The sequence below is a fragment of the Brevundimonas diminuta genome (genome assembly GCF_022654015.1).
GTDB classification, from domain to species: domain Bacteria; phylum Pseudomonadota; class Alphaproteobacteria; order Caulobacterales; family Caulobacteraceae; genus Brevundimonas; species Brevundimonas diminuta_C.
This window is the reverse complement of the sequence record NZ_CP073063.1, coordinates 2,745,588-2,769,785: the sequence shown is the minus strand read 5'-3', so window position 1 is coordinate 2,769,785 and position 24,198 is coordinate 2,745,588. Positions and strand designations below refer to the sequence as shown.

The window sequence follows — 24,198 nt, the reverse complement described above, 5'->3', positions numbered from 1 at the left end:
AGCCTAAGTTAGCCCCCGGCCAGCCGCAACGGATTTTTATATACGCTTGCTTATTTTACCTGCAATAATGCGTCGATCGCCCTCGGCGCCCGCCCCCCGTGGTGGCTGCGGGGCAACGACGGGCTCAAGCGACAGGAACGCCATGACAGACCAAGACGCCGCCGACGATCGCAAATATCGCGCGCCCGCCTTGGAGAAGGGCCTCGACGTTCTTGAACTGCTGTCGGCACAAGGCGAGCCGATGACGCCGTCGCAGATGTCCGTCACATTGGGACGGTCGGTCAGCGAACTGTTCCGCATGATCCAGGTGCTGGAGTTTCGCGGCTATATCGAACAATCCTCGGACGGCTATCGTCTGACCAACCGCCTGTTCACGCTGGGCATGACACAGGCGCCGATCAAGTCGCTGGTCGATGTCGCCATGCCGGCCATGCGTGATCTGGCGTCGGCGACGATGCAGTCGTGCCACCTTGTTGTGCCGTCCGGCGATCAGATCGTGGTCATCGCCCGGATCGAGAGCCCCGGCGACCTCGGCTATTCGGTGCGGATCGGGTACCGGCGCAGCATCCTGCACGCCACCTCGGGCTTGATGTTCTATTCGCGGGCCAATGAACGGGCACGGGCGCATCTCAATGAGACATTGGTCGGCCTGTTCGGAGCCAAGGCGGTCAACGAGTTCGCCGCCCGCTCAGAAGCAATGACCCAAGGCCCCTATGTGGAGCGGGCCAGCGACTTCGTGAAAGGCGTCACCGATCTGGTAGCGCCCATCATGGGGGCGGACGGCGTGATCGCCACCTTGATTACGCCTTTCATAGAACAGGCCCCGATGATCTGCACCAAGGACGAGGCGGCGGCGCTGCTGGTGCGGGCCGCAGAGGTGATTTCGGATCAGATGGGCGCCGTTTCCCAAGCTTGATGCTACCGCTATCTATTTTTGTTGACGGCAACAAGTTTCATTTGTGAAAAGGTCTTGGGCCGCACAGAAGGTCCTCCGCCCTGGGGAGGGCTGCATTCATGGCCGCCATCTACTCCGACCTGAAGGGCAAGACCGTCGTCGTCACCGGCGGCGCCGGCGGCATCGGCGAGAGCATCGTTCGCGCCTTCCACGCCCAGGGCGCACGGGTTGGCTTTCTGGATATCGACGCCGAACGCGGGGCCAAGCTACAGGCCGACCTGGGGCAGGACGCGTTGTTCGTCCCCTGCGACCTTACCGATATCCCGACGCTGAAGGCCGTCATCGGGACGGTGCGTGACGCCTTCGGCCCCATCGATATTCTGGTCAACAACGCGGCCCACGACGAACGCCACGCGACGCTGGAGGTGACAGAGGACTATTGGGACGGCCGCATGGCGGTGAACCTGAAGCACCAATTCTTCGCCGCCCAGGCCGTGCTGCCGGACATGCAGGCGACGGGCAAGGGCGCCATCGTCAATCTGGGGTCGACCTCCTGGGTCATCGGCCAGGGGGGCATGGCCGCCTATACGGCGTGCAAGTCGGCGGTGATCGGCCTGACCCGTTCGCTGGCCCGCGACTTCGGCCAGTTCGGCGTTCGGGTGAACGCCGTCGCGCCAGGCTGGATCATGACCGAGCGGCAACTCGAGCTCTGGGTCACGCCGGAAACCGAAAAAGACATCTACGCCAACCAGTGCCTCAAGCGCCGGCTCGTGCCGGACGACATCGCCCGCGTCGTCGTCTTCATGTGTTCGGACGAGGCGGGGGCGATCACCAATCAACACTATGTCGTCGATGGCGGCTGGACCTGAAATGACCGACAATTCCAAGACCGCAAAGCCGCTCCGCAGCCGCGCCTGGTTCGACAATCCCGAGAACCCGGACATGACGGCGCTCTATCTGGAGCGCTATCTGAATTACGGCCTGACGCGAAAAGAGCTTCAGTCGAACAAGCCGATCATCGGCATCGCCCAGACTGGCTCAGACCTGTCGCCGTGCAACCGCCACCATCTGGTCCTGGCCGAGCGCGTCCGCGAAGGCATCCGCGAGGCCGGTGGCATCGCCATGGAGTTCCCCGTCCATCCGATCCAGGAAACCGGCAAGCGGCCGACGGCGGGCCTGGACCGCAACCTGGCCTATCTGGGTCTGGTTGAGAGCCTCTACGGCTATCCGCTGGACGGCGTCGTCCTGACGGTCGGCTGCGACAAGACCACGCCCGCCTGTCTGATGGCCGCCGCCACCGTGGACATTCCCGCCATCGCCCTGTCGGTCGGCCCGATGCTGAACGGCTGGCACAAGGGCGAGCGCACCGGGTCTGGCACCATCATCTGGAAGGCGCGTCAGATGATGGCGGCCGGCGAGATCGACTACGACGGCTTCATCGAACTGGTAGCCTCGTCGGCCCCGTCGGTCGGCTATTGCAACACCATGGGCACGGCGACGACGATGAACTCGCTGGCCGAGGCGCTGGGCATGTCGCTGCCCGGCTCGGCCGCCATCCCGGCGCCGTACCGCGAGCGCGCCCAGGTCGCCTACGAGACGGGCCTTCGCATCGTCGAGATGGTGCGCGAGGACCTGAAGCCGTCGGATATCCTGACCAAGGAAGCCTTCCACAACGCCATCGTCGTCAACTCGGCTATCGGCGGTTCGACCAACGCCCCGATCCACCTGACGGCGCTGGCCCGCCACGCCCATGTCGATGTGCCGCTGCAGGACTGGCAGACCAAAGGCCTGCACGTGCCGCTGCTAGTCAACCTCCAGCCCGCCGGCGAATACCTGGGCGAGGACTATTTCCATGCCGGCGGCGTCCCCGCCGTCGTCTCCGAACTGATGAAACAGGGGCTGATCAACGAGGACGCCCTGACGGTCACCGGCAAGTCCATCGGCGAGAACTGCAAGAGCGCCGAGATCCAACTGCCCGATGTCATCAAGAGCTTCGACGCCCCGATGAAGACCGACGCTGGCTTCGTGGTCTTCACCGGCAATCTGTTCAACTCGGCCATCATGAAGCTCAGCGTGATCTCGGACGAGTTCCGCGAACGCTATCTGTCCAACCCCGACGATCTGAATGCCTTTGAAGGCCCGGCCGTCGTGTTCGACGGGCCCGAGGATTATCACCACCGCATCGACGACGAGAGCCTGGGCATCACCGAACAGACCCTGCTGTTCATGCGCGGCGCCGGCCCCATCGGCTATCCGGGCGCGGCCGAGGTCGTGAATATGCGCCCGCCGGCATACCTCATAAAAAGGGGCGTCAGCGCCTTGGCCTGCATCGGCGACGGGCGCCAGTCCGGCACCTCCGGCTCGCCCTCGATCCTGAACGCCTCTCCGGAAGCGGCGGCGGGTGGAAACATCGCTCTGCTGAAGACGGGCGACCGGGTTCGCATCGACCTGAACACCGGCCGCGCCGACATCCTGATCTCTGACGAGGAACTGTCCGAGCGTCGCCAGGCGTTCGAGGCGGCAGGCGGCTACAAATACCCCGCCTCCCAGACCCCGTGGCAGGAAATGCAGCGCGACGTGGTCGGCCAGCTGGAAACCGGCGCCGTGCTGGAGCCCGCCGTCAAATACCACCGCATCGTCGACACCATCGGCCTGCCGCGCGACAACCACTGACGGCCCTAAAGCGTGATCGGTCGAGGAGGGATCGCTTCGCGATTCCGCTGACGCCGCGCATCAGGCTCCGGGATTTCGTTCTAGGCGTCGCCGCCTCACTGCAGCGGCGGCGCCTTGCAGTTGGCGGCGATGAAGGCCTCGTGGGTCGGCATCCGCGCGACGCCCTGCTGGATCATCGTCTTCATCTTCTGCAACCATTGCTGGACCTGCTCCAGAGGAATGGTCTCCGTGATCGGATCATGCCGCTCGGGAATGACGCCCTGGCCGAGCAGAACGGCGATCCAGCTCGTCTCCTGAAACAGCTCGTCCTCGTAGCGGAAGATGCGGCCCCGGCTGCGGAACTGATCCATCTTCTGCTTCAGCGTCTCGGGGATCGGCATGGCTCGCACGTGGCGCCACAGAGGCGAGTCGTCGCGCGCCGTGGCGTGATAGTGCAAGATGATGAAGTCGCGGATGCGCTCGGTCTCCAGCCGCATCATGCGGTTGTAGTTGTCGATATCGGCCTGGGCGAAGCCGGTGTCGGGGAAGTGCAGCAGCAGTTTGGATATGCCCGATTGCACCAGGTGGATGCTGGTCGACTCCAGCGGCTCCAGGAAGCCCGACGCCAGGCCCAGAGCCAGACAGTTCTTGTTCCAGGTCTTCTTTCGGCGACCGGTGGTGAAGCGCAGGAAGTTGGGTTCCGCCATCGCCTCGCCGTCCAGCGAGGCGCGCAGCCTAGCCTGGGCCTCATCGTCGGAAATGTACGGGCTGCAATAGACATAGCCGTTGCCGGTGCGGTGCTGCAGCGGAATACGCCAGCGCCACCCCGCTTCAAGGGCCGTCGATTGGGTATAGGGCGTGGGATCGCCGACCCGGGTGCAGGGCATGGCCACCGCACGATCCGCTGGCAGCCAGTGGGTCCAATCCTCGTAGCCCGTCTTCAGCGCCCCTTCGATCAGCAGGCCGCGGAAGCCCGAACAGTCGATGAAGAAGTCCGCCTCAATTTCGCGGCCGTCATCCAGTCGCACCGACTGGATAAAGCCGTCGCCGTCGCGCAGGCGCACGTCGGCGATCTTGCCCTCATGACGCACGACGCCTTGCGACTCGGCGCGCCGGCGCAGGAAGCGCGCGTACAGGCCGGCGTCGAAATGGAAGGCATAGGTCATCTGCGAGCCGGCGCCGCGCGGGTCGGTGTCAGGCCGGGTGAACCGGCCCATGCGCGCCGCCATCGTCGTGACGGAATAGGCGTCCAGGTCGTCGTCCAAGCCCGCCTTGTTCAGCCTCAGCCAATATTGGTGGAAGGAGGCGGCGTCGATGCGCGTGCCATAGGTTCCGAACGGGTGGAAATAGCTCCGGCCCTTCTGGAACCAGTCGTTGAACTGAATACCCAGCTTGTAGGTGGCCTGGGTGGCGCGGACGAATTCGTTCTCGTCGATGCCCAGCAACTGGTTGAAGAGCAGGATCGGCGGAATGGTGGCCTCGCCGACGCCGACCGTGCCGATAACCTCGGACTCGACCAACTCGACCTTCACCGTGCCGCGCGTGACGTGCGCTAGTGCGGCGGCGGCCATCCAGCCGGCCGTGCCGCCGCCGACGATCAGAATACGCTTCAGTGGGGCAGGGATCATCGTGCGTAACCGGTGAAGGTGGTGGAATGGTCGGGCAGGGCGGCCGCCGCCCGTGCGATCAGTTGCGCGAACTGCCGCGCCTGTCGATCCACGGTTTCCAGATCGTCGAGACAGGCCAGCGGCGACGGCTGTTTGGGCCACGTGCCCAGGCCGGTGAACACCGCAGCCCAACTGTCTTCGCGGAAGGATTCGTCCTCCAGCAGGCCGACCTCGCCACGCGCGCGGAACAGCTCGATCTTTTCCATCAGCGTATCGGGCGGCGCCGTTTCGCGGCATCTGTCCCACATCGCGCCGGAGCGACCGGCCAGATGATAGTGCAGGATGATGAAGTCGCGGATGCGCTCGAACTCCTGGGCCGAGCGTCGATTGTATTCGCGGATCAGGGCCGGATCGAAACGGCGGTCGGGGAACATCTCCAGCAACCGCCCGATGCCGGTCTGGATCAGGTTGATGCTGGTGGACTCCAGCGGTTCGACGAAGCCGGACGCCAGGCCCAGCGACACCACATTGCCCTTCCAGGCCTCGCGTCGCCGCCCGGTGACGAACCTCAACCGATTGGGCTCAGCCAACGGTTCCGATTCGATCTGACCCAGCAGGTCGTCCAGCGCCGCCTGGTCGTCGATATAATCGCTGGAATAAACATAGCCGTTGCCGACCCGGTGCTGCAGCGGAATACGCCATTGCCAGCCGGCCTCTCGCGCACGCGCGGTGGTGATCGGCTCGGGGGCCAGAGCGGAACTGCACGGCACAGCGACGGCGCGGTCGCACGGCAGCCAATGCGTCCACTCCTCGTATCCCGCCTGCATCGTCTGTTCGATCAGCAGGCCTCGGAAACCCGAGCAGTCGATGAACAGATCCGCCTCGACCTCGCCACCGTCTTCCAGCGCCACGGCCCGCACCAGGCCGGTCTCGCCGTTACGATCCACACCCGTGATCCGCCCTTCGCGCCGGACGACGCCAAGCGTCTCCGCCAGCGTTCTCAGCCGCCGTGCAAACAGGCCGGCGTCGAACTGATAGGCGTATGAATAGTGGGACAGAACCGAACGGCTGTCCTCGACCGGCGGGGCGAACTTGCCGGCGCGGGCCATGGCGGTCGGCATGGACCAGGGATCCAGGGTGTCGATCCGCCCGGCGGCCTTCAGGCGAAACAGATATTGCCGCCAAGCCTGTCCAGCGACGATGGGGCCATAATCGCCGAAGCCGTGGAAATACTCCGAGCCCGGCGCAGTCCAGTCCTTGAAGGCGATGCCCAGTTTGGCGGTCGCGGCCGTCGAGCGGATGAAGTCCTCTTCCGACAGGCCGAGCATCTGCACGAACTGTCGGATGGGCGGAATCGTGGCCTCGCCCACGCCCACCGTGCCGATGGACTCCGATTCGATCAGGGTAACCTTCAAAGCCAGGCCGTGGGCGCGCGTGAAGGCTCGCCCCAGCGCGGCAGCGGCCATCCAGCCGGCCGTGCCGCCGCCCACGATGGCGATGTGGCGCACCGGTTCTGGCTGGTCGCTCATGCTTCTTCCCCGTCGCCCGCTTGGCGCGGATCCTGTGTCGGCATCTAATAGCCGAGGATCGTCGCGGCGCTATTGTGGTAGCGCTAACAGAAAATGCTTTTCAGCTCATGAAAACTTGTGCATCCTTGAAAGGTGATCATGCCATCGAAGGGTGGGTGAGTTCACGTCGGGAGGGATGTCGCCCTACGTCGTCAATAAGCGACGGGCGCGACCAGCAGGAAGGTTCTGAGACCGATGTCTCGTCAAAATCACGTTCGTCGCGTCGCTCTGCTTTGCGGAGCATCCTTGCTTACGGTCGCGGCGACGCTGCCGACCGCCGTGTTGGCCCAACAGGCCCCGGCCCAGTCGGATGATGCGACGACGGTCGATGAGGTTGTGGTCACCGGCATCCGCGCCCAGCTCCGCTCGGCCCAGGCCATCAAGAAGAACTCAGAAGTCATCGTCGATTCGGTGACCGCGGTGGATATCGGCGCCCTGCCGGACCGCTCGGTGTCGGAGGCCTTGCAGCGCATTCCCGGCGTCACCCTTCAGCGCACGAACGCCGCACGCGACCCGGCCCGTCTGGCGGCAGAGGGCGGCGGCGTCTTCATCCGCGGCCTGTCGTGGGTGCGTTCCGAAACCAACGGCCGCGACATCTTCTCGGCCTCGAACGGTCGCGGGCTCAGCTTCGAGGACGTGTCGGCGGACCTGCTCGCCGGGGTGGACGTCTATAAGAATGTCGCCGCCAACATGATCGAGGGCGGCATCGCCGGCACGACCAATCTGCGGACCCGCGTTCCCTTCGACAACAGCGACCCGCTGTTGGCGATCAACGCCGACTACAACTACGGCGACCTGTCCGAAAAAGGCTTTTGGTCGGGCAGCATCCTGGCGACCGATCGTTGGCAGACCGGCATCGGCGAGATTGGCCTGCTGGCCAACGTCAGCGTGTCCAATGTCGGCAACCGCACCGATTCGATTTCGGTCGACCGCTATGATCCCGTGACCCTCAACGCCGGCAACGCCAGCACCGACGGTTCGGGAACGGCCGGCGAGACTGTGTTCGTGCCCAAATATCTGGGCTGGCGTACGATCGACTGGGAGCAGAAGCGCACCGCTGTCGCCTTGGCCGCCCAATGGCGCCCGAACGATCAGTGGCTGTTCACCCTGCAGGGTCTGGCTTCGCAGGCAGACGCCTACAACGTCGAATACGCGCTGGGCACCGACAGCATCGTCTCACCCAACTCCAGCTATCGCTATGACGACCAGAACGTCTTCCTGAGCGGTAATATCCCGGCCGCGACCTGGAACACCGACACCCGCGTCGGCGACGACACCAAGAAGACCAGCGATGTTGCGCTGAACTTCCAGTACACGCCCGGCGGCGCCTGGTCGTTCTCAGGCGATCTGCAATATGTGAAGTCCTCGGCCGAAATCTATTCGATGACGGCCTTCACCCAGCTTCAGAACCGTCCGGACCTGTCGATCACCATCGACGGCGATCTGCCGACCGTGACCTCCACCGGCGGCACGCCTGAAGACAAATCCGCCTACTGGTGGGCGGCGGCGATGGATCACATCGAGGACAACGAAGCCGACGAACTGGCGGGTCGGCTGGACGCCCGTTACGACTTCGACGAGAACTCGTCCTTCTTCAAGTCCGTCGCCTTCGGCGTTCGCGGCACCGAGAAGAACTACACCAACCGCCAGACCGGCTATAACTGGGGCCTGTTGTCCAATCAGTATTGGGGCAACGGCGGCGGCGCGGTCGTCTATCTGGACGACACGGGCTATCCGGGCGGCACGCAGGATCCGCGCCTGCCCAACTCGTCGACCCTCTATCGCTTCGACAACTTCTTCCGGGGCGACGCGCCGGTGCCCGGCGTAGCGTGGTTCCCTTCCGAAGGCCTGCTGAACCAGGGCACGGCCTACGCCTACGATATCTTGCGCAACACCGAGAGTTCCGGCTGGGGCTGGACGCCGCTCAGCGACGACTACGAAAGCTACCGTCTTGGCGGCGGCAACGGCGGCATCACGGAGCTGACCGAGAAGACGCAGGCCGCCTACGTCTACGCCCGCTTCGGCAATGATACCGGCTTCTTCGGCCGCGCCTTCGACGGCAACATCGGCCTGCGCGCGGTGGACACCAAGACCACCTCCAACACGGTGACCACCCTGCCGTCCATCCAGGGCGCCTGTCCGCCGGCCAACGCGCCGGGCGCCAACTGCGCGGCCTTCAATCAGGCGGTTCAGTTTGTGAACGGCGGATCGCTGGACGGACAGCCGGTCGAAAGCAGCTATACCAACTGGCTGCCCAGCCTAAACCTGCGCGGGTTCCTCAGCGACACCCTGCAGGCTCGCTTTGCGATCTCGCGGGCCATGGTGCGGCCCGAGATGTATCAGCTCCAGCCGTTCACCAACCTGTCGATCAACTTCCAGCCCGACGGCTACACGCTGAACCCGACCACGCCCTTCACCGGCGTGGGCGGCAATCCGGCGCTGCGTCCGATCACGGCGACCAACTACGACGCCAGCCTGGAATGGTATTTCGCGCCCACCGGAAGCCTGACGTTCGCGGCCTTCCACAAGGACATCAAGGACTACATCTTCACCGGCACGGAAATGCAGTCGATCACCAACGGCGGCGTCACCTACGACTTCCTGATCACGCGCTACACCAACGGCGCCGAGGGCACGGTAGACGGGTTCGAGCTGGCCTATTCGCAGTTCTTCGACTTCCTGCCGGGCGCCTTCAGCGGCCTCGGCTTCCAGGGCAACTTCACCTACATCAGCTCGGACGGCGGCAAGAACACCAGCCAGAACATCCTGGACACGACCCAGAACGGCGCCGCCTCGGACAGCACCCTGCCGCTCGAAGGCATGTCCCGCACCAGCTACAACGCCGCCATCCTCTATGAGAAATACGGCATCTCCGCGCGCCTGGCCTACAACTGGCGCGAGGAATATCTGCTGACGACCTCGGCTGCGAACGTGAATGCGCCGGTATGGGCCAGCGATTACGGCCAGTTGGATGGTTCGATCTTCTATAACCTGACCAAGGACATCAAGATCGGCGTCCAGTCGACGAATATCCTGAACGAGCGGACGGTCCTGAAGGTGGGCAGCGAGACCCGCAAACCGCCTTATAACTGGGTCGATACCGATCGCCGGATCGCGGTGGTGCTGCGCGCCGCCTTCTGATCGGGCTTGGGCAACGGGGCGCCGGCGGTCGTCGGCGCCTCGATCTTTTTCTTGTCGACGTTGGGAGGCGGCGATGGGCTATTTCACACGCGGACTCGCCGTAGCCTTTTCGGCCGCGACCCTGGTCGCTGCAGCGTCCTCGCCAGTTCTGGCCCAGTCGCCCATTCCGCAACTGGTGGAACAGAACGGCCGTCACGCCCTGATGGTGGACGGCGCGCCCTTTACCGTTTTGGGCGGACAGGTCAACAACTCGTCCAACTATCCGGCGCCCCTGGCCCAGGCTTGGCCGGCGCTCCGTTACATCGGCGCAAATACGGTCCAGATCCCGCTGGGCTGGGAGCAGATCGAGCCGGAGGAGGGGCGTTTCGACTTTTCCTTCGTCGATCACGCCATCCAACAGGCCCGCGCCAACGACATGCGCGTGGTCTTTCTGTGGTTCGCCACCTGGAAGAACACGGCCCCCGCCTATGCCCCCGCCTGGGTCAAGCTGAACCCCGAGCGGTTCCCGCACCTGATCGAGAAGAGCGGCAAGGAAAGCTATGCCCTGTCGCCGTACGGCGCCGAGACCCTGGCCGCCGACGCCCGCGCCTTCGCCGCCCTGATGCGCCACATCCGCCAAGTGGATGAGCGCGAACGCACCGTCATCATGGTCCAGCCCGAAAACGAGGTCGGCACCTACGGCCCCGTGCGCGACTATTCCCCCGCCGCCCGCGTCGCCTTCGACGGTCCCGTGCCCCAGGCCTTGCTGGACCGCACCGGCAAGGCCCCCGGAACCTGGGCCGCCGTCTTCGGCAAGGACGCGGACGAGTTCTTCCACGCCTGGTCCATCGGTCGCTACGTCGGTCAAGTCGCCGCCGCCGGCAAGGCGGAATATCCGCTGCCGATGTACGTCAACGCCGCCCTGCGCGATCCGACGAACCATCAGGATCCCGCCACCTATGCGTCCGGCGGTCCGACATGGAACGTGATCGAGATCTGGAAGGCGGCGGCCCCGTCCATCGATTTCCTGTCGCCCGACATCTACACGCGCAAGTCGGGCGAATACGATGCCCATCTGGATCGCTATGCCCGGCCCGACAACGCCCTGTTCGTCGCCGAGACCGGCAGCGACACCCAGTACGCCCGCTATCTGATGGAGACGCTGGGTCGGGGCGGCATCGGCTTTTCGCCCTTCGGCATCGATTACACCGGCTATTCCAACTATCCGCTGGGCGCCAAGGAGATCACCGAGAAGACGCTGGAGCCGTTCCGCGACCTTTATCGCCTGATCGGACCGTGGCAGCGCACCTGGGCGCGTCTGGCCTTCGAGGGCAAGGTCTGGGGCGCAGCCGAACCCGACGACCGCAAGCCCGAGGTCATCGACCTGGGCGACTGGACCGCCACAACCGGCTATCAGCGCTGGCAGTTCGGACCGAGCAGCCAGCCTATCGATCCCAATGACGTGCCCGCCGCCTCAGCCCAGCCGAACGGGGCCATCGCCATCGCCGAGATCGAGCCGGGTCAATTCATCCTGGCCGGTCACCGCATCCGCATCGACTTCGCCGCCAAGCCTTCGACCGACGGCAAGCGCCGCATGGTCCTGCGCGTCGAGGAAGGCCATTTCGACGACGCTGGCAAATGGGTGTTCGAACGCATCTGGAACGGCGACCAGGTCGATTACGGCCTGAACTTCTCCACCGATCGACCGCAGCTGCTGCGCGTCGTCACGGCCACCTACTGAACCCTGCAAGAGTAACGCGAGCGCCCGCCATGATCCCGACCCTCGCCCGCCGCCTGTTCCTGGCCGCCCTGATGACCGCCCCTTTGGCCGCCTGCGCAGGGCAGGGGCTGATGAACGGCGCCTCCGCCGGGGCCATCCAGCAGGCCGCGTTCGAACGCACGGCCAGCGGCATCGTCGTAACCCCGGCCGAGGGCGCCGCCCGCCGCGTCCGGCTTGAGGTCTATGGTCCCGAGACCATCCGCGTCACCGCGACCGAGAATGCGGACCTCGAACTGCCAGCCAGCCTGATGGTCACGGCCCAGCCCTCGACCACGACGCCGTTCCAGGTCGAGACCCGCGGCGACCTGGTCGTGCTGAAGACCGCCGAAGCTACTGCGGAAGTCTCGCGCGAGACCGGCGCCGTCCGCTTCCTCGACGAAAACGGCCAGGAAGTGCTTAAGGAGCGTCCCGGCAGCCGCGAACTCAGCCCCGTCACGGTCGAGGACCAGAAGGGCGATCACCGCTTCCTGGCCACGCGTCAGGTCTGGGAAAGCCCGGCCGATGAAGCCTTCTACGGCCTGGGCCAGCACCAGCAGGGCGTGATGAACTACAAGGGCCACGACGTTCAGCTGGCCCAGCACAACATCGACGTCGGTATTCCTTTGGTCGTGTCCAGCCGCAACTACGGCGTCCTGTGGGACAACAACTCGATCACCCGCTTCGGCGACCCGCGCCCCTACGGCATGATCGCGGACCAGCTCATCGTGCGCGACGCCACTGGTCGGTTTGGCGGCCTGACCGCCAGCTACTATCAGAACGACCAGCTCAAGGTTCAGCGCCAGGAAACCGAGGTGAACTACGAGTTCATCCGCGAATGGTCGCGCTGGCCCGAGGGCTTCAAGTCGCAACCGGGCCAGCCGGTCCAGACCGGCGACATGGGCAAGCCCGGCCAGGCGGGCGTCAAGGTCGTCTGGGAAGGCACGCTGGAAACCGCGACCGCCGGCCTGCACAAGTTCCGCCTCTACTCCTCGGGCTATGCCAAGGTCTGGATCGACGGGCGGATGGTCGAGGACAACTGGCGCCAGAACTGGAACCCGTTCGATCACGACTTCCAGGTTCAGATGGCCGCCAATACGCGCGTGCCGATCAAGATCGAATGGATCCCCGAAGACGGCTATATCTCGCTGCGTCACCAAGATCCGCTGCCCGCCGCCGATCAGGGCGCGCTCAGCCTGGCGTCAGAGGTCGGGACCGCCATCGACTACTACTACATCGGCGGCGCTGATCTGGACGGGGTGATCTCGAACTATCGCGGTCTGACCGGCAAGTCGGTGATGCTGCCCCGCTGGGCCTATGGCTTCTGGCAGAGCCGCCAGCGCTACAACACCCAGGACGAGGTGGTGGACACGGTGCGTCGATACCGCGAGCTGGGCCTGCCGATCGACAACATCGTTCAGGACTGGTTCTACTGGCCTGAAAACGCCTGGGGCTCGCATCAGTTCGACCCCGCGCGCTTCCCCAACCCCACCCAGATGGTCAAGGACGTTCACGACATGAACGCCAACATCATCATTTCGGTCTGGCCGAAGTTCTATCCGACGACCGAGCACTACAAGCAGTTGGACGCGATCGGCGGCATGTATACCCGCAACGTCGATGTCGGCGCGCGCGACTGGGTGGGACCCGGCTACGCCAACAGCTTCTACGACCCCTATCTGCCCGCCGCCCGCGACCTTTACTGGAAGCAGATGTCCGACAGCTTCAAGGGCATGAACTTCGACGGCTGGTGGCTGGATTCGGTCGAGCCGGACATGCACTCCAACTTGGACATTCCCGAGCGCACCCTGCGGATGGGACCGACCGCCATCGGTCCGGGCGCCTATGTCTTCAACTCGTATCCGCTGGTGAACGCCGAGAACGTCTACAACAACTTCCGCCGTGAAAAGGGCGACGAGCGGACCTACATCCTGACCCGCTCCGCCTGGGGCGGCCTGCAACGCACCGGCTCGACCCTGTGGTCGGGCGACGTGGTGGCGCGCTGGGACAATCTGAAGGACCAGATCTCGGCGGGCGTGAACACCGGCCTGTCGGGCCTGGCCAACTGGACCCATGACATCGGCGGCTTCTCGGTCGAGGCGCGCTACTCCAATCCCGCCGGCATGAAGCCTGAGGACAAGGCCGAGTGGGACGAGCTTCAGCTCCGCTGGTTCCAGTTCGGCGCCTGGTCGCCGATCTTCCGTTCGCACGGAGAGTTCCCGCTGCGTGAGGTCTATAACCTGGCCCAGCCCGGCACGCCGCTTTACGACGCCTACGCCGCCCAGCTGCGGACCCGCTACCGGCTGATGCCCTACATCTACAGCCTGGCCGGCGACGTCTATCAGCGTGACGCCACCATCATGCGCGGCCTGGTCATGGACTTCCCGTCCGACCTCAAGGCGCGCGACATCAACGACCAGTATCTGTTCGGCCACGCCCTGCTGATCGCGCCGGTGACGGAATACAAGGCGCGCAGCCGCTCGGTCTATTTCCCCCAAGGGGCCGACTGGTACGACATGCTGACGGGCCAGAAATACACCGGCGGCCGGTCGGCGACGGTCCAGGCGCCCGAGGACAAGATCCCGGTCTTCGTGCGCGCCGGCTCCATCCTGCCCACCGGTCCGGCGATCCAGTACACGGCCGAGGAACTGGACGGCCCGCTGACGCTGATCGTCTACACCGGCGCCAACGGCTCCTTCTCCCTGTATGAGGATCAGGGCACGACCTACGCCTATGAGAGGGGCGAGTTCTCCAACATCCCCATGACCTGGAACGACGCGACCGGTGTCCTGACCATCGGTGCGCGGACGGGTTCGTATCCGACCATGCCGACCAATCGCACCATCAATGTGCGCTTCGTCAGCGGGCCGGGCGCCGATGTCGGAAACTTCGAGGCGGCTCCGGCCAGGACGATCCAATACAATGGCCAGGCTGTGGAGGTTCGGCGCTAGATCGAGACAGAGCATCGACATCGGACACGATGTCGATGCTCAACCTGTTGTCTTGACGAGACTTTGAAGAAAGATCGGGGCGCTTCCCATACAGGGTGTCCAGCGGCCTTATGATAGGGACCTGATCTTTGACATCCTCGGCCCCCGATCCCGACGGCGGCGAAGAATTCACTCGGCCTTCCGGCTGATGGTCGGACGGGCGGAAATTGCACTGTCTTGCACTTTGCACGCCATTTCGGGGTGCAGTGCAATTTCGAACCTTCCGCTGCGGCGGACAGACAGGAGGCGCAGATGCGCTCGTTGTTGCTTGCCGCCGCGGCTGTCGCCGCGCTCACAGGGGCTTCGCCCGTCCAGGCGCAGGTCCAGCCCCAGACGGTCGTCACGCCCGCTCTTTTCGACGCCATGTTCCAGGACCACGCCGTCCTGCAACGCGGCCGTCCCATCAAGGTGTGGGGCAGGGCCGCGCCCGGCGCCGCCGTCTCGGTCAGCCTGGGTCAAGCGCAGATCCAGGCGACGGCCGGCGCCGACGGCGTCTGGCGTGCGACCCTTCCGACCCTGACCGCCGGCGGCCCCTATGTCCTGACGGCTCAGTCGGCCGGCGCGAGCCAGAGCGTCTCCGACATCATGATCGGGGATGTCTGGCTGTGTTCAGGCCAGTCGAACATGGAGTTCGCCGTCCGTCAGGCCACGAATGCAGAGAGCGAGATCGGCGCCGCGAACGACGCCAAGATCCGCCTCTTCTTGGTCGGGCGTTCCAGCCTGGCGGCGCCGTCCGCCGCTCCGCGCGCCGTCGGCCAGTGGCGCGTCACCAGCCCGCAAAGTGTGCGCGACTTCTCGGCCGCCTGCTATTTCATGGGCCGCGACCTGCGTCGTGCCGAAGACGTGCCGGTCGGCCTGATCGCCGCCTCTTGGGGCGGGTCGATCATCGAGGACTGGCTGAGCCGCGACGCCGTCGAAAAGCTGGGCGGGCATCAGGAGGCGTTGAAGGCGTTGGACGCCTACGCCCGTGATCCGAGCCAGGGCGACGCGATCTGGCGTCGTGTGACCCAGGACTGGTGGCGGACCTACGATCCCGGCACGAAACAGGGCTGGCATCTGGCGCGCACGAACGACGCCGACTGGGCGCCGATCCCGGCCGAGGGTTTTTGGGAGTCCACCGTGCCGGGGCTGGCCACCTTCGACGGCATCGTCTGGCTGCGCAAGGAGATCGAACTCACCGCCGCCCAGGCGCGCCAGGCCGCGACACTGGAGCTGGGTCCCGTGGACGACGCCGACGTCACCTGGATCAACGGCCAATATATCGGCGGCCAGCAGGGCTGGGATACGCCGCGCACCTACGCCGTACCTGCCGGCACGCTGAAGGCCGGCCGTAACCTGATCGCGGTCGGCGTGCTGGACACGAACGGCGGAGGCGGCGCCTGGGGACCGGCGGCGAACAAGCGCCTGGTGCTCGCCGACGGCACGACCGTCAGCCTGTCGTCGGGCTGGCGTCACCGCGTCGCCGCGCTGCTGGGCGACCTGCCCAATCCCCCGCGCACGCCCTGGATCGGCGGCAGCGGCACGACCACCTTGTACAACGGCATGATCGAACCCCTGGGCGCCTATGGCCTTAAGGGCATGGCCTGGTACCAGGGCGAGTCGAACATTGGCGACTATGTCGGCTATCGCCGTCTGCTGCCCGCCCTGTTCGCCGACTGGCGCGCCCGGTTCGAAAACCCCGAGATGCGGATGCTGGTCGTGCAACTTGCGAACTTCGGCCCGATGGCCGGTCAGCCCACCAACTCCTATTGGGCGGCTCTGCGCGAAAGCCAGCGCACGGTCGTCAACGCCGATCCTCTGGCGGGCCTCGCCGTCGCTATCGACATCGGCGACCGCTACGACATCCATCCCACCAACAAACTGGAAGTGGGGCGACGTCTGGCGCTGGAGGCCCGTCGTCTGGACGGCGAGACGCAGCCCGTCTCGCCGCAGCCGGTGTCTGTGACCCGCGCCGCCGATGGCGTCCACGTCCGCTACCCCGCCTCGGCTCAGCTGATCGCCTATGGCTCCAACCGCCCCGTCGGGTTCGAGCTGTGCGGGGCCGACAACGCCTGTCGCTTCGTCGATGCGGCCCTGGCGGGGGACGAGGTGGTGCTGGCCGCCGCCGCCGCCACCGACCTCAAGGTCCGCTTCTGCTGGGCTGACAGTCCAGTCTGCAACCTCTACGGCCCCGCCGGTCTCCCGGCGGTTCCGTTCGAGGCGGAAATCCGTTGATCAGGGATTTTGCGGCAACCGCGCCCGATCGTAGTCGGGCCCGAAGTCGAACAGCAGGGCCGGACCCAGCTCCAGCGTCTGCACGGCCTGGCCCATCTGCAGGATGATACTGCTTTCGCCTGGTGCGACGTCCTTCGGGGCCACGCCCGAGGCGTAGAGCATCGTCCAGCCCTGTCCAACGGCGACGTTCGACGCCTGGGCCAGCGTGACCTTCGGCTCACCCTGCGCCTCCAGCAAAACAACGGGCATGCGGGCCTCGCTCTGGCCTTCGGGCAGTTGGGTCGCCCGCACCCAGACGCCCAGCAGCAGCACGTCTCCGGCCTTGATCGCGCCTGAGTTCGTCATCACCGCCCCGACCAACCAGGGGTCGCCCGCCCGTTTGACATCGATGGTCAGGGCCTTGCCGCCCGTGACGCCCTGAACATCGTGCGGCGTCGGACTGGGCGTTAGGCCCCAGGTGTTCCAGTTCTGCACGAAGGGCGAGTTGATCAGCTTGTCGGCCATCTTGGATCGTTGCGCCTGTGGGGGCGCCGGTGCGGCTGCGGGCTCCGTCTGGGCCATGGCCGGGGCGCCCAGCAGCAGGGCCGCCGCCATCCCGGCCTGGGCGGCCTTCTTCAGCGTCTTCATGGCGTTTCTCCTCCCGTCGTCGCCGTTTTGAAGTTCAGATCAGTCCCGCGCCCCGCAGGCGCACCGCCGGCGCCGTGACCACGGAGCGTTGCGAAGGCAGGTCGATCGTCAGGCCTTGATCCGTCTGGCTGAACGACAGAGGCCCGCCGCCCAGCAGTTCGACCGCCTCGATGCGTCCGGCCCGTAGAGGAAGCGCCTGGATCGCCATCCGCCGATCCTCGGGCCAGTCCAGCGCGAAGGCGTAGAGCGTCTGGCCCTTGGTGGTGAAGCGGATGTCCTGACCCGTCCACGGCCGCGCCGCGCCCTCGCCATGCATTCCGGCGACCACGGCCGTCGGTCCCTCGCCATAGATGCGCCAGGGCCGAGTCTCGAAGATCGCCTCGCCGTTGACCTTCATCCAGGCGGCGATGTCCGTCAGGATCTGGCGCTCGTCGCTGTCGATCGACCCGTCCCCGCGCTGGGGGATATTCAGCATCAGGTTGCCGTTCTTCGACACCACATCCACCAGCCGCTGCACGATGCTGCTGGCCGGTACGTAATAATGGCCCGTGAAGCGGGCGCGGTTGTAGTGCCAGTCGCCAATACAGGTGTCGGTCTGCCACGGCTCCGGCTTCAGGCTGTCGGAAAAGCCGCGCTCGACCGTCTCGGTGATCGCCTTGCGCTGGCGGTCGTCCAGCCGCTTGCCGTTCACGACCGGCAGTTCGCCCCGCCAAGCCAGCGAAGCGTTATAGAACTCGGCCGTCGCCTTCAGCCCGTACCGCCCCAGCGGCAGGCCGTAGTTGTCGAAATAGACCATGTCCGGCTTGTATTTGGTGATCAGGTCGCGCTGCCGCGCCACCCAGGACCGCACGAAGGCCGGGTTGTTGGCGGGCGGCGTCTCAATCCACTGGCCATCGCGCGCATCGTGCCAGGCGTTCATATCGGCGATCGAGCCGATGCCGTCGGGCGGGGCGAAGGTCGGGCCGGTATAGAGCTCCTGTGGGTCTAGCCCATCCCACCATTTGCCGGCGCCGTCCGCCCTGGTCAGGCTCGCCGCGTCGTATCGCACGCCTTTCAGCGGCCCCTCGGCGTCATAGCCGTACGCTGTCTGCCACCAGTGCCAGGCGTGCGCCGCGTGGTTCGACACGGCGAACCGGAGGCCCCGCGCCCTGACGGCCTTCTCCCATGTGCCGACGATGTCGCGCTTGGGCCCCACCCGCATCGTGTTCCAGGCATGATGGCTGCTGTCGAACAGGTCCAGGTTGTCGTGATGGTTGGCCATCGACATGATGTAGCGGGCGCCCGCCGCCTGATAGAGGTCCAGCAGGCCCTCGGGATCCCACTGGTCGCCCTTGAACTGGTCGATCAGCTCCATGAAACCGAACCGGCTGGGGTGGCCGTAGGTCGCGACGTGGTGGTTGTAGAAGGAGTTGCCTTGGATATACATCTGGCGACCGTACCAGTCGCCGAACTCCGGCACGCACTGCGGCCCCCAATGTGACCAGATGCCGAACTTGGCGTCCCGGAACCAGTCGGGCGTCCGATAGCCCGCCGCCAAACTGTCCCAGGTCGGCTTGAACGGACCGGCCGTCGCGGCGCTCGGCGTCGTCGCGCAGGCCCCCAGCATCGAAGCCGACGCCCCCGCGCCCAGCAGTCCACGTCGCGAAAGGGTCATGCGGGTTCTCCATAGACGACGCCGCGTCCGTCGGTGGCGACATAGACCCGGCCGAAGACGCGCGGATCGCCGGCCACAGCCCTGAAGCGGCGCCCATATTCATGGCGGTCGTCGTTGACGCGCATCCACGTCCGTCCCTTGTCGTCGGAACGGAATACGCCCCGCACCGGACCCTGCGTGCCGATGGCGAACAGGGCAGGGTAGGTCGAACCGGCGGGCGGCTTGCCGAAGTCCATCATCTCGACGCTCAGCCCCCCATCAATCCGGTCGAACCGCTGACCGCCGTCGCGGCTGTAATAAAGGCCGCTGCGCGATACGAACCACAGATCGCCCTCATGATCGGGCGTCGCCTTCAGCGGGAAGGCGGTCTCGCGCCAGGTCGGGCGATCATCGGCGGTGTTCGCGGGCAGGCCGCGCGACGGCACGGCGGCGAAGCTCTCGGCGCCATCCACGCTGACGAACCAGGCGCCGGTGCGGAAATCCAGGGTGTAGAACAGCATCGGGTCGTTGCGGTCGGCCACCGGCCGCAGCAAAGGCGGCAGGCCCGCCGTGGGCTTCCACGTCCGTCCCCGATCCCGCGACCAGACGACCTGGGGCGTCGCCAGCACGAACGTCGAACCGTCCGCCGACACCGTGATCGGCGCGTCACGATACAGGTCCATGCGCGGATTGTCGGCGACGACCGGCGTCTCGCCCGAAGCCGGCCGGGGTCGGCCCAGCGGCTTCCAGGTCAGCCCGGCATCGTCGGACCAGGCCAGGGTCGAGCCGTCGTGCCCCTCCGAGGCGACGCCCTCGTGCGGCGTGCCGCTGCGCACCACGATGTCGGGCGCGGCGCCCGCATAGTCGATCTGATTGGTGTTGGCGAAGACGGGGGTGGTGAACTGGCGCTGGGGCGAGCGGTTCAGGTCGTCATGGGCGAAGCCGGATATGTCGCCGAAGCCGGTCAGCAGTTGCGGTCCCTTCGGCGGACTGACCAGGGTGATGACGGCCGTCTGTTCGATTCCCTCGACCCATGGAGTCCAGTCTGTCGGCTGTTCGCGGTCGGCGGCAGACAGGTTGCGCGTCTCATAAACGGTGGCCCCTGTCGCATAGACCAGCCGGTCCCCGTCGAACGGATCCAGCGCCAAGGCCGCGATCCACCAGCCGAAGTCCGGCCGGTCGTTGCCCCAATTCAGATAGGGTGTCGCGCTGACGTCGTGGCGGGCCGCCTCTCGCAGACTGATCCAGCTTCGGCCATCGTCGGTGCTGCGCCAGATGGTGTCGCCCGGCCGCCAACGGTTGAGCGTCGAGACCATGACCACGCCCGGCCGCTTGCGGTCCAGCGCGATCCCCATGAAGCCGCCGGACGACCGGGGCGGGCTGATGTCGGTCCAGGCGCCGGTGTTGGTATCCAGCCGCCAGACTGCGCCGTCCGTTACGCCGTTTGGCCCGATGCCCAGGGTGCAGGTGACATAGAGGACGCCGCGATCGTCCAACTCCGCCTTGGCCGCCGACATTTCGGCGCGCGGCCCGCCCGCCACGGCCTGCCAGGTCCGCCCGGCGTCGTCGGAGCGATAGAGGGCGTGTTCGTGCGGATCGGCGACGCCGACGAACAGCGTCTTGGAACCCTGACTGCGCCGACCGCTGCGCGGATCGAAGACGACGAAGCTCAGCCCGCCGTGGGTGGCGCGGTCGCTGGGCATTCCTAGGCCCTCGAGCGGAAACCCGTCCACCTTGCGCCAACTCGCGCCGCCGTCGGTGGAACGCTGCAGGCCATCGTGGCGCGATCCGAAATAGAGGATGCGGTTGTCGTTGGGATCGATCGCCAGCCGTTCGCCCAGACCGCGGCCGTCTTCATTGCCCCCCATTCGGAAGGGCACGTCGGTTCGCCTCCATGTCTCGCCACGATCGGTCGAGCGCAGCATCGCGCCGGGGTCGCCCCTGTGAACGCCCACTGCTGCATGGACGATTTTGGGATCAACCGGGTCGGCGGCGATGCTCTCGATCCCGAAATCGCCGGACCGGGGACTGGAGTCCATCAGCGGCGACCAGCGACCGTCGGCCGCATCGAACCGATAGGCTCCGCCCATGTCCGACCGCGCATAGGCCAGGCCTTGTTCGATCGGACTGAATACGATGCCGGGAATGAAGCCGCCTGCGCCGACGACGACGTTTCGCCATAGATACGGACCACGTTCGCTCGCCTGCACACGACCGGCGGTCGCCATGGCCCCGGCGGTAAACGCCATTAAGCCGGCTGTGCGTCGTGTCACGCCTGTCGTCATGCCGCCGTTCCTCCCTCACCGGCGACGTTACTCATCGCTCAATGTTAGCGCTAACTTCGACAGTTGACATCATTGTCATAGGTGCATCAAGTTGCGTCTGTAAAAATCAAGGCGTCGATCAACGACGTGTCGGGAGCGAACCTCGGGTTCAAACGGATTTCGCCGCTCTCGGCGCGGGGGGCGACGCCTGGATTTTTTCACACCCTGAGCGAACTTCCGGTGCGGCCTGAATGGTCGCGCCGGGTTTTTCGCCACATAGTTTCGCCGACAGCCCGACGGACCCGACATGACCCTCCGTATCCCGAACGCGCGCCGCAGCGCTGTTTCCGCCCTCGCACTGGGCGTCGCGCTCGCAACCGCCGCCTGCGCGGCAACGGGAGCGACCCGGACGTCGCCGGTTCAGGCCGTGACGCCCCAGGCCTCCATTGTGACCGACGCGACGCGCGCCCATCCGGCGCTTTGGCCCCGCGCAGCCTCGCCGGCTGCGATGACGGATGCGGCGACGGAAGCCTTCGTCACCGAACTGATGAGCAGGATGACGCTGGAGGAGAAGGTCGGCCAGACGATCCAGGCGGACATCGCCTCCATCAAGCCTGGAGACCTGCTGAACTATCCGCTGGGGTCGATCCTGGCGGGCGGCAACTCCTCGCCCGGCGGCGACGAGCGCGCTTCAGCCCAGAAATGGGTCGAGCTGGCCCAGGCCTTCCGTGCGGCGGCGGCCCAGCGCCCGGGCGCCAAGGTGCCGCTGATCTACGGTATCGACGCCGTCCACGGTCACAACAACATCGTCGGCGCGACCATCTTCCCGCACAACATCGGCCTAGGCGCCGCACGGGATCCGGACCTGATCCGCCGTATCGGCGAGGCGACGGCGCTGGAAGTCGCCGTCACGGGCGCCGACTGGACCTTTGGCCCGACCCTAGCCGTGCCGCAGGACGACCGCTGGGGTCGCGCCTTCGAGGGCTATGCCGAAAACCCCGAAGTGGCCCAGAGCTACGCCGGCCCGATGACTTTGGGCCTGCAGGGCGCGCTGTCGGCCGACCATCCGCTGACGCCCGGTCACATCGCCGGTTCGGCCAAACACTTCCTGGCTGACGGCGGCACCACCGGCGGCAAGGACCAGGGCGACTTCGCCGGAACCGAGCAGGAGCTGATCCGCACCCACCTGTCCGGCTATCCCCAGGCCATCGACGCCGGCATCCTGTCGATCATGGCCAGCTTCTCCAGCTGGAACGGCGTCAAACATTCCGGCAATGAGACCTTGTTGACCGATGTGCTACGTGGGCCACTGGGCTTCGATGGCTTCGTCGTGTCCGACTGGAACGCCCAAGGCCAGTTGCCGGGCTGCTCCAATGAAAGCTGCGCCCTGGCCTTCAACGCTGGCATCGACATGTTCATGGCGCCCGACAGCTGGAAGCCCCTGTATGAAAGCACTCTCGCCCAGGCCAAGTCGGGCGAGATCCCGATGGCGCGCCTGGATGAGGCGGTGCGTCGTATCCTGCGCGCCAAGGTCAAGACCGGACTGTTCAACGAGGCCCGCCCGGTCGAGGGCCACTACAATGAGCTGGGATCACCCGCCCATCGCGCCCTTGCCCGCGAAGCGGTCCGCAAGTCGCTAGTTCTGCTGAAGAACGACGGCGTCCTGCCGATCCGCGCCGGCGCACGCGTGCTGGTCGCCGGCCACGCCGACGATATCGGCCAGGCCTCGGGCGGCTGGACCCTGACATGGCAGGGCACGGGCAACTCGAACGCCGACTTCCCCAACGGCCAGTCGATCTGGGGCGGCATCCGCGAGGCGGTCGCCGCCGGCGGCGGTCAGGCGACGCTCAGCGCCGACGGCTCCTTCACCCAAAAACCCGACGTGGCCATCGTCGTCTTCGGCGAAACACCCTATGCCGAATTCCAGGGCGATGTGGACACGCTGGACTTCCTGCCGACCGAACCGTTGGAGACGCTGAAGCGCCTGAAGGCGGCGGGCATTCCGACCGTGTCGGTCTTCCTGTCGGGCCGCCCGATGTGGACCAACCCTGAGATCAACGCGTCTGACGCCTTCGTCGCCGCCTGGCTGCCGGGCACGGAGGGCGGTGGGATCGCCGATGTGCTGGTCGGCGATGCGGCGGGCAAGCCGCGCAACGACTTTAGCGGAACCCTGTCCTTCAGCTGGCCCAAGACCGCCAAGGGTGAGCCGCTGAACGTGGGCCAGCCAGGTTATGACCCGCAGTTCGCCTATGGCTACGGCCTGACCTACGCACGCAACGCCCGCGTCGGCGCCCTGTCCGAAGACAGCGGCGTGGTCGGGTCCGGCAGCAATCTGGATCGCTATTTCGTCGATGGCCGCTTCGTGGCTCCCTGGTCGCTGATGCTGCGCGACGCGGGCGGCGAGTTCCGTCTGGGTGCTGAAAAGAGCGGCGCCAGTCCGCGCGGCGGCGTTTCGGTGCGCTCCACCGACGGCGCCGGCCAGGAATCGGCGCGCGCCCTGACCTTCTCGCAGAACGGGGGGCAGGCCATCATCGCTGCCCAGCCGGTCGATCTGACGCGCCAGTCGAACGGCGAGATGGCCATCGCCTTCCGCTATCGCGTGGACACGCGCCCCAAGGGGGCCGTCTTCCTGACGCTCGGCGCCGGTTCGGTCGATATCTCCAGCCTGATCAACGCAGTCCCCGTCGGGGAATGGCGTACGCTGAAGGTGCGGCTCTCGTGCCTGCGCGATCGCGGCGCCGACATCGCCGCCGTCGATCAACCCTGGGGCCTGCGCGCCAACGCCGACTTCGCCGTCACGGTCGAGGATATCCGCCTGGCGTCAAACGAGGGCGACGCCGTCTGTCCGACGCAGTAGGCTGGCGCTCGCCAA

General features: G+C 66.0%; 13 protein-coding genes. 8 read left to right on the top strand and 5 right to left on the bottom strand.

From position 1 onward, the window contains the following. Window positions 1-142: 142 nt before the first annotated feature. From KAK88_RS13730 to KAK88_RS13720, 3 genes are all read left to right on the top strand, one after another. Window positions 143-916: an IclR family transcriptional regulator gene (locus KAK88_RS13730; protein WP_242077048.1), complete on the top strand. Its 774-nt coding sequence runs from the start codon at window positions 143-145 to the stop codon at window positions 914-916. Window positions 917-1,014: 98 nt separating this feature from the next. Next, on the top strand, window positions 1,015-1,764 hold the full coding sequence (locus tag KAK88_RS13725; protein WP_242077047.1) for an SDR family NAD(P)-dependent oxidoreductase: 750 nt from the start codon (window positions 1,015-1,017) through the stop codon (window positions 1,762-1,764). Window position 1,765: 1 nt separating this feature from the next. After that, complete coding sequence (locus KAK88_RS13720) at window positions 1,766-3,568, top strand: IlvD/Edd family dehydratase (RefSeq protein ID WP_242077046.1); 1,803 nt, start codon at window positions 1,766-1,768, stop codon at window positions 3,566-3,568. A 95-nt stretch (window positions 3,569-3,663) separates the two neighbouring features. Here KAK88_RS13720 and KAK88_RS13715 read toward each other — a convergent pair whose 3' ends face one another. Both KAK88_RS13715 and KAK88_RS13710 read right to left on the bottom strand, forming a co-directional pair. Next, window positions 3,664-5,175: a tryptophan halogenase family protein gene (locus KAK88_RS13715; protein ID WP_242077045.1), complete on the bottom strand. Its 1,512-nt coding sequence runs from the start codon at window positions 5,173-5,175 to the stop codon at window positions 3,664-3,666. Continuing rightward, window positions 5,172-6,683 (bottom strand): tryptophan halogenase family protein, encoded by a 1,512-nt coding sequence (locus tag KAK88_RS13710; RefSeq protein ID WP_242077044.1) that lies wholly within the window; start codon window positions 6,681-6,683, stop codon window positions 5,172-5,174. Before KAK88_RS13710 ends, KAK88_RS13715 begins: the two co-directional genes overlap by 4 nt. 285 nt (window positions 6,684-6,968) lie before the next feature. Between KAK88_RS13710 and KAK88_RS13705 the strand changes: the two genes are divergently transcribed. From KAK88_RS13705 to KAK88_RS13690, 4 genes are all read left to right on the top strand, one after another. Beyond that, window positions 6,969-9,863: a TonB-dependent receptor gene (locus tag KAK88_RS13705; RefSeq protein WP_242077043.1), complete on the top strand. Its 2,895-nt coding sequence runs from the start codon at window positions 6,969-6,971 to the stop codon at window positions 9,861-9,863. Between the two features lie 73 nt (window positions 9,864-9,936). After that, window positions 9,937-11,583, top strand: coding sequence for a DUF5597 domain-containing protein (locus KAK88_RS13700; RefSeq protein WP_242077042.1), 1,647 nt, complete (start codon window positions 9,937-9,939; stop codon window positions 11,581-11,583). Window positions 11,584-11,612: 29 nt separating this feature from the next. Beyond that, a complete protein-coding gene (locus KAK88_RS13695; RefSeq protein WP_242077041.1) occupies window positions 11,613-14,549 on the top strand; it encodes a TIM-barrel domain-containing protein in 2,937 nt (978 codons plus the stop codon). Window positions 14,550-14,840: 291 nt separating this feature from the next. Beyond that, window positions 14,841-16,802 carry a sialate O-acetylesterase gene (locus tag KAK88_RS13690; RefSeq protein WP_242077040.1) on the top strand — a complete coding sequence of 654 codons (1,962 nt, stop codon included), beginning with the start codon at window positions 14,841-14,843 and terminating at the stop codon, window positions 16,800-16,802. On the opposite strand, the gene KAK88_RS13685 is transcribed toward KAK88_RS13690, so the two are convergent. Genes KAK88_RS13685 through KAK88_RS13675 form a run of 3 tightly spaced genes read right to left on the bottom strand, consistent with a single transcriptional unit; the run spans window position 16,803 to window position 21,335 of the window. Beyond that, window positions 16,803-17,429, bottom strand: a complete 627-nt coding sequence (locus tag KAK88_RS13685; RefSeq protein ID WP_242077039.1) for a hypothetical protein — start codon at window positions 17,427-17,429, stop codon at window positions 16,803-16,805. Between the two features lie 34 nt (window positions 17,430-17,463). Then, window positions 17,464-19,083 carry an alpha-L-fucosidase gene (locus KAK88_RS13680; RefSeq protein ID WP_242077038.1) on the bottom strand — a complete coding sequence of 540 codons (1,620 nt, stop codon included), beginning with the start codon at window positions 19,081-19,083 and terminating at the stop codon, window positions 17,464-17,466. Beyond that, window positions 19,080-21,335 (bottom strand): WD40/YVTN/BNR-like repeat-containing protein, encoded by a 2,256-nt coding sequence (locus tag KAK88_RS13675; protein WP_242077037.1) that lies wholly within the window; start codon window positions 21,333-21,335, stop codon window positions 19,080-19,082. Before KAK88_RS13675 ends, KAK88_RS13680 begins: the two co-directional genes overlap by 4 nt. 298 nt (window positions 21,336-21,633) lie before the next feature. Here KAK88_RS13675 and KAK88_RS13670 point away from each other — a divergent pair, with 298 nt between their 5' ends. Next, on the top strand, window positions 21,634-24,183 hold the full coding sequence (locus KAK88_RS13670; RefSeq protein WP_242077036.1) for a glycoside hydrolase family 3 protein: 2,550 nt from the start codon (window positions 21,634-21,636) through the stop codon (window positions 24,181-24,183). Window positions 24,184-24,198 lie beyond the last annotated feature (15 nt).